Genomic DNA, 12,645 nt, shown 5'->3' with positions numbered 1-12,645 from the left:
TTGGTCTAGATGTTATGGCGGAGAGACAGGGATTCGAACCCTGGAGACGGTTCCCCGCCTACACACTTTCCAGGCGTGCGCCTTCGACCACTCGGCCACCTCTCCGTTGGGCGGACTTTTGACGGATCACGGAAGCAATTGCAAGAGCGAAAACAGCAAAAAATTCACTCTTGCAGAAACTTATTTGCAGCCCGCGCTCAAGCCCCCAGATGCAGGTAGACACGGCGGTTCTGCTTGCCCTTTTTTTCAACCTTTCCAAGGCGGATAGGACCAATTTCAGCGGTGCTGCGCACATGGGTGCCGCCGCAGGGTTGCAGGTCGATCTGCTCCTGCGTCGTGCCGATCCGCACCAGCCGAATGCGGCCATTGCCACGGGGCGGCGCCACCGACATGGTTTTCACCAGATCGGGGTTTGCATCCAGCTCCTCCTCGGTGATCCAGCGTTCGCTGACCTCCAGATCGCGGCTGATGAGGGCGTTGAGCGCATCCTCCAGCGCCTGTTTGTCCTCCGGCGCCTCGGGCATGTTGAAGTCAAGCCGCCCCTTGTCGGCGCCGATGGAGCCGCCGGAGACCGGCAGGGGAATCACCACCGAGAGGAGGTGCAGCGCGGTATGGATGCGCATATGGCCAAGGCGGCGGTCCCAGTCGAGGGTCTGCGTCACCTCCTGCCCGACGCTGGGCAGCGGCTGGTCAGGTTCCGGCAGCAGGACAATGGCGCCCGCCTCCCCCTTTACCGTATTGGTGATGGTCAGGCGGTGCGCCCCTGCCCCATCGGACCAGCTGAGATGACCGGTATCGCCCGGTTGCCCGCCCCCGGTTGCGTAAAAGACGGACTGGTTCAGCACCAGCCCGCCTTCGGTTGTGTGGTCAATGATCTGCGCCGGGGCCTGTTGTGCATAGGCATCCGTCAGGAACAATTGGTCGGTCATCGATCGCCGTCTCCGTCTTCATCGCCGCTGTCGGCTGCATCGTCCCGGTTGGAGAGGTCCTCCAGATCCGGGGTTTCGGGGCGTTTGCTGGCGGGCGCCGCTGCCGCAGCCGGTGATGGCCGGGCCGCGCTGTCCTGAACAGATCCGGGGCCAGAGTCGGGGCCAGAGTCGGGCGCAGCTTCAGGCGCCGCGGCCGCCGCCGCCGCCCCGGCCAGCGCCTCGGGGTTGCGGATCCAGATATCGCGCTGGGCGAAGGGGATCTCGATCCCGGCCTCGTCGAAGCGGCGGGCGATGTCGTAGTTCATGTCGGATTTCACCGACAGGACCCAGTTCACATCGCGCAGGATCGCGCGGATCTCAAAGTTGAGACTGTCCGCCCCAAAGCCCTGAAACACCACCGATGGCGGTGGGTTCATCAACACCATCGGATGTGCCTTGGCGACCTCGATCAGGATGGCCTCGACCTTGCGCGGGTCGGTGCCGTAGCTGACCCCGACAGGCACGATCACCCGGCCCACGGTATTGCCGCGAGTGTAATTGGTGACGGTGCCGGTGATCAGATCCGAGTTCGGAACAATCACATCGGTGCGGTCGAAGGTCTCGATCCGGGTGGAGCGCACGGAGATATCGCGCACATAGCCCATCAGGCCGCCAACCTCGATCCAGTCGCCCTTGGACACCGGGCGCTCGACCAGAAGGATGATGCCGGAGACAAAGTTCGACACGATGGTTTGCAGACCAAAGCCGATGCCCACAGAGAGCGCACCGGCGACAATGGCGAGCGAGGACAGATCCAGACCAGCCATCGAAATCGCCACCAGAGCGGCCAGGAAAATCCCGACATAGCCCATGCCGGAGACGATGGCATTCTGGCCGCCGACATCAATGCGGGTCTTGGGCAGCAGCGCGTTGCGCAGGCTGCCCTGCACCAGCCGGGTCAGACCGTAGCCGACGGCAAAGATGGTCACAAAGGTCAGAAAGGCGGTGGGCGAAATACGGGTGTCGCCAATCTGGAAGCCCTCGAGGAAGTTCGACCACAGCTCCGTCAGATCCGCAACCCGCGCGCCCCAGATCAGCGCCAGCATCGGCAGCGCCACCAGCGCCAGTGCAAAGCCGATCAGCGCCGTGAAGAGCGAGTCGCGGGCGGCGCTACCCTTGCCGGTGACAAAGCCGTAGAGATCGGCAAAGAACCGTTGCAGGACAAACAAGCCCGCCAGCATCGCCAGCGTCAGCATGGCCGGGTAGATCACCGCCTCGGCCGCGTTGAGATAGCCCACCGCAGCCAGCAGCGGCCCGGCAAAGCCGAGAAGGTAGATCGCCCGGCGCACCACCGCGATGATGCGATTGGCCCCGGCGGCGATGGCGCCTTCCTCGGGCTCCTCCTCGCTCTGTGCCTGACGCTGCTTGGCCCCGATGCGGTGCAGACGCAGCAGGATCAGCGCAGCACAGCTGATCAGCGGAAAGGCATAGACCGCGGAACTGCTGTCCGGGATGTTCTGGATCCGCTCGATGGTGGCAAAAACATCCTGCAGCACCAGGATCACCGCCATCATGTCGATCAGAAAGCGGGTCTCGGCCTGATTGCCCTCCTGTACGGGCAGCAGATCATTCTCGATCTGATTGGTATAGAGCTGCTCGCCCAGCCAGTGGAACGACAGCATGATAAAGGCCCAGGCCGGCACGGATTCGAGGAAGATGCTGCCGCGCACCCCAAGAATGCCCGAAAGATCGACCGCTGCGACCAGAAAGATGACACCGATCAGCGGCAGCAGCACCTGTAGCAGCGAGACGACAAAGGTCCAGACGCCGGTGCCCCGCGCGCCGTAGCGCCGCAGGTAATCACCCGCCAGATGCGCCCATGGGCGCCCGCGCAGGATCAGCAGCATACCGATCAGCACCAGCACAAGAATGCCCACCAGATCGCCGCTGATGCGTTCGCTGGTGGTGTCATTGCGCAGCTGCGACAGGGTTTCATTGCCCACGGCGCGGCTGGCGTGGACCAGATCCCGCAGCGCGCCGGGCCAATGTTCGGGGTTGAGCGGCGAGGTGCCGCGTTCAAACAGTCGTTTGGTCAGCCGTTCGCGGACGATCTTGTCGATCTCGTTGATCAGGCCGTCGGCGCGGCTGTAGGCCTCTTCGGCGACGATACGCGGCACCCGCAGCTCATTGAGCTGCTGGGTCAGCGCGTCGCGCAGCTGGGCGATGTCTTCGGGCTCTTCCTCGCCCTCGCCCGGTGGGGCGCCAAGCGCGTCCAGCTGGCCCTGAAGGGTCTGGATACGCTCGCCGTTTTCCCCACGCTTGGTCTGGAAGGTCTGCCGGAATTCGGCCAGCTCGCTGCGCAGCTGTTCCAAGGCGATATTGGAGGCGCGGCTGGCATCAATGACGTTTTCGGCCCGGTTCGCGGTGCGCAGCCAATCCTCGTAATAGGATTTCGAACGCGCATCGAGCTGGGCCAGAGCGGGAAAGGCCAGGCTGATCAGAAGAACCAGCCCGGCCAGACATTTCACAAAACCACGCATGAGGGCGATCATACGTCCTCGAACACGCCGGGGATAGAGGCCGGGGTGTGAGTCATCCAATCCGGCACCGGCAGGTTCTTTTCACGCAGGAAGTCGGGGTTGAACAGTTTCGACTGGTAGCGCGTCCCATAGTCACAGAGCACGGTGACGATGGTCTTGCCCGGTCCCATGTCCTTGGCCATGCGCACGGCACCGGCGATATTGATCGCCGAGGAACCGCCCAGCACCAGACCCTCTTCGTGCAGGAGGTCGAAGACATAGGGCAGCGCGTCGCGATCCTCGATCTGGTAGCAGAAATCCGGTTTGAACCCTTCAAGATTCTTGGTGATGCGCACCTGGCCGATGCCTTCTGCGATGGAGCCGCCTTCGGTCACGATTTCACCGGTGGTGTAGTAGGAATAAAGCGCCGCGCCCATCGGATCGGCAAGGCCGATTTTCACGCCCTTGGGCTGGAGCACATCGGCCACACCTGCCAGCGTGCCGCCAGAACCGACCGCGCAGACAAAGCCGTCCACCTTGCCGTCGGTCTGCTCCCAGATCTCGGGTGCGGTGGTTTCGATATGGGCCTGCCGGTTGGCGACATTGTCGAACTGATTGGCCCAGATCGCGCCATTGGGTTCGGTCTTGGCCAGTTCCTTGGCCAGACGTTCCGAATAGCGGACAAAGTTGTTGGGATTGCGATAAGGCGCTGCGGGGACCTGCACCAGCTGGGCGCCGGCCAATCGCAACATGTCCTTTTTCTCTTCGGACTGGGTTTCGGGGATCACGATCACCGTTTTGAAGCCCATCGACGCGCCAACCAGCGCCAGGCCGATCCCGGTGTTACCGGCAGTGCCCTCGACGATGGTCCCGCCCGGCTTCAGATCACCGCGCGCGATGGCGTCCTTGATGATATAGAGTGCGGCGCGGTCCTTGACCGACTGGCCGGGGTTCATGAACTCGGCCTTTCCCAGAATCTCACATCCGGTTTCATCGCTGACGCGGTTCAGGCGGATCAGAGGCGTGTGGCCGATCGCGTCGGCCAGATCATGTGCAATGCGCATGGTATCCCTTTCGATCATTCCAGTTGAGGTGTAGCCAAGGCATTGGACAACCACAAGCCGAGATAGCGGCGCGCCGCGCGGTTGGCGGGGTCAGCCCTGCCGCAAGCGCTCACGATGGCGTGACAGCCAGAGGGCGGCGGTGACCAGTGGCATGTCCTGATAGGTCTGGTCATCTACGCCCTGTATCAGCGCCTCATAGGGCAGGATCTGGCTGCGGATATCTTCGCCCTCGCTCTCCAGTCCGCCGCCGCCGGCGATCTCGTCAAAGTCGCAGAGACCCACAAAAATATGCAGAAATTCGCCTGAGGCGCCGCTGGAGGGGTAGACCTGGGCGACGGTTTCCAGCTGGTCGATCTTCAGCCCCGCCTCCTCCATCGCCTCGCGGCGGGCGGCCTGTTCGGGGGTTTCGCCGGGGTCGATCAGCCCGGCCACCGGCTCCCACATCCAGGGGCGCTGGTTGCCAGCGATATAGGTGGCGGCGCGGAACTGTTCGATCAGCAAAACGGCGTCGCGGCGGCGATCATAGGGCAGCACCACCGCCGCCTGCCCCACCAGCGCGACGCCCCGGTTGATCACCGGGCTGAGGCTGCCGTCATAGCGGCGGAACTGCAGGTCCATCTCCTCCATCGCGAAGAAGTTGAGATAGGCGCGTTTGTGCTGGTGGACGACGACATCGCGGGTCAGATCGTGATCGGGATCGCCGGGGCGGTTCTGCGCCGCGAGCCAGGCGGCGGCGCGGATGCGGATCGGGCGGAACCGCTCGGCCACCTCGGCGGCGGTCAGGCGACCGCGATAGGCCATGACCTCCTCTGCCGCGCGCAGCGACAAGGCGCCCCATTTCTGCTGCCAGTCGCCCAGATCCCAGGCCGCCCCGGTCTGCCACAGGCCCGGCTCTGGGAAATAGACCTCCGCCGGGGCGCTGCCGCCTGCGTCCAGCGCGACCGTGACAGGGCGCAGCGTATAGTCGAACCCGCCTTCGTAGAAATTCAGCGCCGCCATATCGTCCGGGGTGAGACCGCGCAGCAGCAGCCCCGGTGCGCGGTGGCCGACGCGGGCCTCTATCGCCGGGAAAGGCTGATCCACCACCGCAAAGGCACCGTGATCGGGCAGATGTGCAGGGGTGACATCCAGCGCGGCACCGGACCGCCCCAACACCAGTTCAAGCAGCGGCATATGGCGCAGCGTGCCATAGATAAAAAGATCAACCACGGTCTGTATCCTGTTGGAATTTTGTTATCTCAGCGCCAGCGTCTTGCGGCATTCTCGGTCACCAGACCGCTGAAGATGCCGCCGATCACCAGCGCCAGCAACACATGTGGCACCGCCATCACGAAAAAGAAATCCAAACCGATGACAAAAATCGCCGAAAGCGCCTCAAACGGGCCGTCATAGCGGTTGCGCATGGCGAGGCGAAACATTTCCCAGGCGCCTTGCAGGAACAGCCCCCAGAGCACCAGCAGGGCCACACCGGTGACGCCGTTGTTGATCGCATTGACCACGCCGCGGCCGACATGGCGGCCGACCCAGACCCAGCCGATCAGCGCGCCAAGCGCGGCGTTGAGCGGCACGAAATAGCCGAAATCGGTGCCCTCGGGCATCAGTGGCATGATCAGGAAAGAGGCGGCAATCGCGACAAGCGCCATGCTGACGGCGGCGATAAGACGGGCGGCTGTGGGCATGATCCGGGCTTTCGTTCAGCGGTGGGCCAGCGTGATCTGGGTCACGTCGCAGGTTTCCGCCTTGAACGCGGCGGCGCAGGAGGTGAGGTAGAAATTCCACATCTTTTTGAACCGATCATCAAATCCCATGGCCGCAATCTCGTCCCAGCGACTGTTAAAGGTGGTGTGCCAACGCCGCAGCGTCTGATCGTAGCTATCACCGAATTCGAGCGATTTCATGACCTTTAGCCCGGCATTTTCAACCTGCTGGCGCAAGATCCCCGGCGCAGGGAGCATCCCGCCGGGAAAGATATGTTTCTGGATGAAATCAACGCCGCGTTTGTAGACCGTCCAGCGCCGGTCGGCGACGGTGATGATCTGCAAGGTGGCCTGACCGCCGGGGCGCAGCCGGTCGTGGATCATCCTGAAATAGGCGGGCCAGTATTTTTCGCCCACCGCCTCGAACATCTCGATAGAGGCAATGCCATCGAAGGTGCCTTCGCAGTCGCGGTAATCCTGCATCCTGAGTTCGACCCTGTCGGAAAGCCCCGCCTTTTCAATGCGCTCGCGGGCGTATTTCAACTGTTCTTCGCTGATGGTCAGGCCCGTGACCCGCAGGCCGCGTTCGCGGGCTGCATATTCGGCAAACCCGCCCCAGCCGCAGCCGACCTCCAGCACGTGATCGCCGGGCTGCACGCCCATCTGGTCGACCATGGAGGCATATTTGGCGGTCTGCGCCGCCTCCAGGCTTTCCTGCCCGGTTTTGAACAGGGCGCTGGAATAGGTCATCGTGTCATCAAGCCACAGCCCGTAGAAGGCGTTGCCGAGGTCATAGTGATAGGAGATATTCGCCTTGGCCTGCGCGCGGTGATTGCGTTGCAGCCAGAAGCGGAACTGTTCATAGGCGCGGATCAGCCCGCGTCCCGGAAAGCCATCATAGACGGTTTCAGACCCCAGATGCACCAGATCCATGAAGGCCTGAAGATCGGATGTGCTCCACCAGCCATCAAGATAGGCATCGGAGAACCCCAGATCCCCCTCGCGGATCAGCCGGGCGAAACAATCGGGGTTGTGAATGCGCAGATCGGCCACCGGACCGGGGCGGTCGCCAGTGACACGGAACACCCGACCGTCCGGCAGATGGATGTCCAGCTGCCCCACCTCCAGCGCCTGCAACTGGTCAAAGATCGCCGCGAAATAGCGCGGCAGATTGGCCTGTCCTTCGGTCTGTGTGAGCGCCATTCTCTCCTCCCCTAGACGGGTCCGGTGGGTTCACGGCCCCTGTCCAGAGAAAAGGCTAGGCCAAATCAGGCGCTTCTGGCAAGGGATCTGTCAGTCCTCGGGCAGCTCGCGCTGGCCATAGACCTCAAGCGCGCGGGCGCGACCCTCTTTCAGATCAACGAAGGGGCTGGCGCGTCTGTCCTGCGGCGACAGCTCCCAGGACAGGGGTGTCGCGCGGTAGAAATCCAGCGCCGTCTGCGGCGGGCTGTCCTGACCTTCGGCGATCCACGCGGATTGGTAGCTGCCCTTGGGGTCGAATTTCTCCAGCTGGCCGTCAGGGTTGAATATCCGAAAAAACGGCGAGGCATCGGGGCCGGAGCCGGCCACCCACTGCCAGCCCATGGCGTTGGAGGCCGGATCCCAGTCCACCAGACACTCCTCGAACCATTTCTGACCGATGCGCCAGTGGGTGAGCATATGTTTGGTCAGGAAACTGGCCACGATCATCCGGGCGCGATTGTGCATCTTGCCGGTCACATAGAGTTCGCGCATGGCGGCATCGACGAAATTGTAACCGGTCTGACCACGCCGCCAGGCCTCGACCCGGTCGTCGTCCTGCTCGGACCAGCGGAAGCTTTCCCATTCGGGGCGCCAGTTGCGGGTCAGGATATGCGGAGTGTGGAACATCAGGTGGTAGGCGAACTCGCGCCAGACGATTTCCTTGAGAAAATGCTCAGCGCCAGATTTGCCTGCGCGACGTGCCTCCAGCCCGTGATGCCACATGCGGCGTGGGCTGATTTCTCCCCAGGCGAGGTTTTCAGACAGGCCGGACGTGGCATCCAACGCGGGAAAGTCTCGGTCCTGTTTGTAGTCGGCCACGCGGGAGTCGAGGAATTCCGCCAGCCGCTCCTGCGCGGCATCTTCCCCGACCCGGCAATATTGCGCCACGATGTCAGCGCCGCGGCGCATATCAGCGGCGAGTTTCCAGCTGTCCAGATCATCAGAGGCGGGCCATTGCTCCGGCGCGGGTATTCGGGATGGGGCGGCGATCAGATCCGCGACATCGCGGTCGCGCACGGATTTCCAGTAGGGCGAATAGACCCGGTACATGCCGCCGGTCTTGGTCTCGACGGTCCAGGGTTCAAACAGCAGATGACCACCAAAAGACTGCGCCGCAACGCCCTGCCCATTCAGCTGTTCCTTGATGGTGGTGTCGCGGGCGATGGCGTCGGGATCATAGGCGCGGCTCCAATGCACCGCCCCTGCCCCGGTCTCCGCGATCACCTGCGCCAGCACCTCGGCTGCCGGACCACGCCGCAGGATCAGGCGGCTGCCGCGCTGCTCCAGCACCTTGGCCAGATGGGCAAGCCCCAGCCCCAGCCGGAACTTTGGCGCAGCGCCCAGGTGTTCATCCAGCGTGTCAAAGACAAAGAGCGGGATCACCGGGGTGCCCCGGGCGACGGCCGCCTCAAGGGCGGGGTTGTCGGCGAGCCGCAGGTCTCGGCGCAGCCACCAGATCACCGGCGCCTGTGGCGGGGTATGGTCAGTCATGAAAGATCAAGGTCCCTGTATCGCTGCGGTTTTCACAACACGCGATCTAGGGCCTCGATCAACTGTGTCATCTCTTTTTTCGAGGTGTAATGCGTAAAACTGAGCCGCAGCACGCCGTCACCGGTAGAGACACCCATCGCGTTCAGGGCACGCAGGGCGTAGAAATCACCGCCCCCCGCCATGATGCCATGTTCGGCCAGTTCACCGGCTACGGCTTCGGCGGGGCGATCCAGCGCCAGTGCCACGGTGGGCGCGCGTCTGCTGGCATCAGAGGGGCCGATCAGGCGCAGATCGTTGCGGTCCTTCACCATATCGAGCAGCGGTTGCAGCAGCTCCACCTCATGGGCGCGCATCAGATCGTGGACAAAGGCCCCCTGTGCCGCGCCTTCGGTCAGCGGGCCGCCGTGATGATGGGCCAGCGCGGCGATGTAGTCGGCCATGCCCGCGCAGGCGGCGACCTGAGCGTGATCCGGCCCCGCCGGAGTGAAGCGTTTGTAGAGCGTGTCACCGTTGAAGAAATGTCCCTGATTGGGCAGCAGCTCCCCCAGGGCGCGGCGGATCACCATCAGCCCCTGATGCGGCCCGTAGGTCTTATAGGCGGAGAACAGATAGATATCCGGCCCCAGCTCGCCGACATTGGGCAGGCCATGGGGCGCGTAAGAGACACCATCGACACAGACAAAGGCGCCGGCCGCATGGGCCAGAGCGGTGATTTCGGTGACCGGGTTCAGCTCCCCGACCACGTTGGAACAATGCGGAAAACAGACCAGCCGGACGTTTTCGTCCAGAAGATTTTCCAGATCTGCGGGGTTCAGATGGCCGGTTTGCGGGTCGATCTGCCATTCGCGCACCTCGATCCCGGCATCCGCAAGGCGCCGCCACGGGCCGCTGTTGGCCTCGTGATCCTGATTGGTGACGATGATCGCCTCCCCCGAAGACAGGAACTGGCGAAAGGCCTGCGCCAGCACATAGGTATTCTGGGTGGTCGAGGGGCCAAAGCTCAGCTCATCCCGTGCCACCCCGAGGATGCCGGAAAGCCGGTGCCGCGCCTCGTCCATCTCGTCGCCCGCCAGCGTCGAGGCCTCATAGGGGGCATAGGGCTGCACTTTGCGTTCGGTATAAAAACGGGTGAGCCGGTTGATCACCTGCTGACAGGTATAAGAGCCACCGGCGTTCTCGAAAAAGGCCTGACCTTGCAGGTTGGGCGCTGCAAAGGCCGGAAACTGGCTGCGGACAAAGTCGATATCAAGGGCCATGGTCTCTCCTCTTTCTGTCTCAGAAGAAGTGACGGCGATGATGCGCAAGGTCAAGCGCGGAGAGACTGCGGCCACCGCTGACCTGATGTCATTTTCTGTCAACAGTGGCGGGTAGCTAGGGGATACATCAACACGAAAGGATGCAGATGATGGCCTATACGCCCAAGGATTTTCTGGTCTGGGGAGAAATCCCCGTCACCGACATGGACGGCGCGCGCAAGTTCTACGAGCATGTGACCGGCGCCGCGCTGGAACTGGTCAGCGATGGCCCCAACCCGATGCTGCTGTTTCGCCCCAAGGACCCGGCAACCGGGGTCGCGCTGAGCATCTATCCCGGCACCCCGGCCCCGGATGGTGTTGGCCCGACCCTGCATCTGGCCGCCGAAGGTGCGCTGGCCGATGTGATGACGCGGGTGACCGACGCCGGTGGGCAGGTGGTGTCAGAGGCGGTGCCGCTGCCCGACGGGCAGTTCTTCTACGCCAAAGACCCCGACGGCAATTCGGTCGGCTTCTATGAGGCCAAGAGCTGAACGGCAAACGCCCCGGAGTTCTCCGGGGCGTTTCTGGGCGTTGCTGGTCCGGGATCAGCGCGCCTCGGTCTGCAATCCGCGCAGGATCGCCCAGCACATCAGCAGCAGCACGATGGTGAACGGCAAGCCGGTGGAGATCACCATCGCCTGCAAGGCCACAAGACCACCGCCGAGCAGCAGCACGATCGCAACCGCACCTTCGAACACGCACCAGAAGACCCGTTGCGGCAGCGGCGCGTCGACCTTGCCGCCTGCGGTGATGGTGTCGATCACCAGCGAGCCGGAATCCGAGGAGGTGACGAAGAACACGATCACCAGAAGGATGCCGACAAAGGAGGTGATCGAGGCCAGCGGCAGCTGATCCAGCATCTTGAACAGCTTCAGCTCAAGTGCGGCATCCTGCGCGCCGGTATAGCCATCAGCCACCACCTGATGAATGGCGGTGCCGCCAAAGACGCTCATCCACAGGACGCAGACCAGGCTGGGGATCAGCAAAACGCAGATGATGAACTCGCGCACGGTGCGGCCCCGGCTGACGCGGGCGATGAACATGCCGACAAACGGCGACCAGCTGATCCACCACGCCCAGTAAAAGGCGGTCCAGCCCTGGCTGTAGTTGGCATCCTCGCGGCCGAAGGGCATGGAGAGCGCCGGCAGATACTGCACATAGGCCACCAGACTGTCGAAGAAGCCGGTGATGATCAGCAGCGTTGGCCCGACCAGAAGCACGAAGATCAACAGCAGGAAGGCCAGCCCCATGTTGATTTCGCTCAGCACTTTCACACCGCCATCAAGACCGCGCACAACCGAGATCAGGGCAACCGCGGTGATGGCGGAGATCAGCAGCACCTCGGTGGTTGAGCCAACCGGCACACCGAACAGCTCGTTCAGGCCCGCATTGGCCTGTGTCGCGCCAAAGCCCAGCGAGGTTGCAAGGCCAAAGAGCGTGGCGAAAACCGCCAGAATGTCGATGATATGGCCGGTCCAGCCCCAGACCCGCTCGCCAAAGATCGGGTAGAAGGCCGAGCGGATGGTGAGTGGCAGCCCCTTGTTGAAGGAGAACAGCGCCAGCGACAGGGCAACAATCGCGTAGATCGCCCATGGGTGCAGGCCCCAGTGATAGATCGTCGCCGCCATGCCCAGACGCACGGCTTCGGTGCTGTCCCCGGCTGCGCCGCCCAGCGGCGCCCAATCGGTGCGGGCGCCATTTTCACCCATGCTCACGCCATCAAAGGCGGTGGAGTAATGGCTCATCGGTTCGCTGACGCCGTAGAACATCAGGCCGATGCCCATGCCGGCCGCAAACAGCATCGCAAACCAGCCGATGTAGGTATAATCGGGTGCCGCGTCGGCCCCGCCAAGGCGCACCTTGCCCCAGGGCGAGACGATCAGGAAGAAACAGAACAGCACGAAGATATTGCCCGCGCTGAGGAAGAACCAGTCGAACGAGCTGGTCACGGCGGGGCGCAGCCAGCCAAAGAAGGTTGCCGCCTGTTCCGGCAGAACCAGCGCGTAGAACACAAACAGCATGATGCTGATGCCGGAGACCATGAAAACCGGGTTATGGATGTCAAATCCAATCGGTCCCACGGATCCTTCCAGATTATCCTGTCCGATTTCATATTCAGTGTCGATGACGGCGGCCTCACCGTCGGGGGCGGGTATGCCCTGATTGGCCGTTTCGTCTGTCATGGGTGTCCCTGTTCTGTCTTATGTGAACGTCCAGTGTCTCAACCGTCGCGCGCTGCGCAGGTTCCCGCCGATCGCGAAAAAAATGCAGCCCCCCGCACGGGTGCCTCTCCATGACCGGCGCCCGTTGAGCAGGCGGTCGGGGGCGATCATCACAGCGCTCATGCCGACAACGATCGCCGATAGATCCGCGTTAGCCCAGTCACGCGCTGCGGTCAGGCAGCGGCTGGCGTGGCCATGGACAGATCA

10 protein-coding genes and 1 tRNA gene are annotated in these 12,645 nt (G+C 63.1%); 1 reads left to right on the top strand and 10 read right to left on the bottom strand.

Annotated elements, in window-relative coordinates:
* Positions 1 to 15: 15 nt before the first annotated feature.
* The 9 genes from VWY75_RS16360 to VWY75_RS16320 form a co-directional block, all read right to left on the bottom strand.
* Positions 16 to 105 (bottom strand) — tRNA-Ser (locus tag VWY75_RS16360).
* Positions 106 to 197: 92 nt separating this feature from the next.
* Positions 198 to 929 carry an alanyl-tRNA editing protein gene (locus VWY75_RS16355; RefSeq protein WP_260080930.1) on the bottom strand — a complete coding sequence of 244 codons (732 nt, stop codon included), beginning with the start codon at positions 927 to 929 and terminating at the stop codon, positions 198 to 200.
* A complete protein-coding gene (locus VWY75_RS16350; protein WP_416538682.1) occupies positions 926 to 3,460 on the bottom strand; it encodes a DUF3772 domain-containing protein in 2,535 nt (844 codons plus the stop codon). Before VWY75_RS16350 ends, VWY75_RS16355 begins: the two co-directional genes overlap by 4 nt.
* Positions 3,457 to 4,491, bottom strand: a complete 1,035-nt coding sequence (locus VWY75_RS16345; RefSeq protein ID WP_340545416.1) for a cysteine synthase A — start codon at positions 4,489 to 4,491, stop codon at positions 3,457 to 3,459. Before VWY75_RS16345 ends, VWY75_RS16350 begins: the two co-directional genes overlap by 4 nt.
* Positions 4,492 to 4,581: 90 nt before the next feature.
* Positions 4,582 to 5,700 carry an NUDIX domain-containing protein gene (locus VWY75_RS16340; protein ID WP_416538681.1) on the bottom strand — a complete coding sequence of 373 codons (1,119 nt, stop codon included), beginning with the start codon at positions 5,698 to 5,700 and terminating at the stop codon, positions 4,582 to 4,584.
* A gap of 29 nt (positions 5,701 to 5,729) precedes the next feature.
* Complete coding sequence (locus tag VWY75_RS16335) at positions 5,730 to 6,170, bottom strand: TrgA family protein (protein ID WP_340545414.1); 441 nt, start codon at positions 6,168 to 6,170, stop codon at positions 5,730 to 5,732.
* Between the two features lie 15 nt (positions 6,171 to 6,185).
* Positions 6,186 to 7,391, bottom strand: coding sequence for a class I SAM-dependent methyltransferase (locus VWY75_RS16330; RefSeq protein WP_416538680.1), 1,206 nt, complete (start codon positions 7,389 to 7,391; stop codon positions 6,186 to 6,188).
* 90 nt (positions 7,392 to 7,481) lie between these two features.
* Positions 7,482 to 8,921, bottom strand: coding sequence for a cryptochrome/photolyase family protein (locus VWY75_RS16325; protein ID WP_416538679.1), 1,440 nt, complete (start codon positions 8,919 to 8,921; stop codon positions 7,482 to 7,484).
* A 32-nt stretch (positions 8,922 to 8,953) separates the two neighbouring features.
* Positions 8,954 to 10,177, bottom strand: a complete 1,224-nt coding sequence (locus tag VWY75_RS16320) for an aminotransferase class V-fold PLP-dependent enzyme (protein ID WP_416538678.1) — start codon at positions 10,175 to 10,177, stop codon at positions 8,954 to 8,956.
* 146 nt (positions 10,178 to 10,323) lie between these two features.
* On the opposite strand from VWY75_RS16320, the gene VWY75_RS16315 reads away from it, so the two are divergent.
* Positions 10,324 to 10,707: a VOC family protein gene (locus VWY75_RS16315; protein ID WP_416538677.1), complete on the top strand. Its 384-nt coding sequence runs from the start codon at positions 10,324 to 10,326 to the stop codon at positions 10,705 to 10,707.
* A gap of 54 nt (positions 10,708 to 10,761) precedes the next feature.
* Here the strand turns inward: VWY75_RS16315 and VWY75_RS16310 are convergent, their stop codons facing one another.
* Positions 10,762 to 12,399, bottom strand: coding sequence for a BCCT family transporter (locus VWY75_RS16310; protein WP_416538676.1), 1,638 nt, complete (start codon positions 12,397 to 12,399; stop codon positions 10,762 to 10,764).
* Positions 12,400 to 12,645 lie beyond the last annotated feature (246 nt).

The organism is Phaeobacter sp. JH20_08 (assembly GCF_048056635.1).
Taxonomy (GTDB): Bacteria; Pseudomonadota; Alphaproteobacteria; order Rhodobacterales; family Rhodobacteraceae; genus Phaeobacter; species Phaeobacter bryozoorum.
The sequence above is the reverse complement of the archived record's forward strand: the minus strand, read 5'-3'. Positions and strand labels throughout refer to the sequence as shown.

Coding starts and splice junctions, on each gene's coding strand:
- VWY75_RS16355 (WP_260080930.1), bottom strand. CDS start 929: ATGACCGACCAATTGTTCCTGACGGATGCCTATGCACAACAGGCCCCG.
- VWY75_RS16350 (WP_416538682.1), bottom strand. CDS start 3,460: ATGATCGCCCTCATGCGTGGTTTTGTGAAATGTCTGGCCGGGCTGGTT.
- VWY75_RS16345 (WP_340545416.1), bottom strand. CDS start 4,491: ATGCGCATTGCACATGATCTGGCCGACGCGATCGGCCACACGCCTCTG.
- VWY75_RS16335 (WP_340545414.1), bottom strand. CDS start 6,170: ATGCCCACAGCCGCCCGTCTTATCGCCGCCGTCAGCATGGCGCTTGTC.
- VWY75_RS16330 (WP_416538680.1), bottom strand. CDS start 7,391: ATGGCGCTCACACAGACCGAAGGACAGGCCAATCTGCCGCGCTATTTC.
- VWY75_RS16325 (WP_416538679.1), bottom strand. CDS start 8,921: ATGACTGACCATACCCCGCCACAGGCGCCGGTGATCTGGTGGCTGCGC.
- VWY75_RS16320 (WP_416538678.1), bottom strand. CDS start 10,177: ATGGCCCTTGATATCGACTTTGTCCGCAGCCAGTTTCCGGCCTTTGCA.
- VWY75_RS16315 (WP_416538677.1), top strand. CDS start 10,324: ATGATGGCCTATACGCCCAAGGATTTTCTGGTCTGGGGAGAAATCCCC.
- VWY75_RS16310 (WP_416538676.1), bottom strand. CDS start 12,399: ATGACAGACGAAACGGCCAATCAGGGCATACCCGCCCCCGACGGTGAG.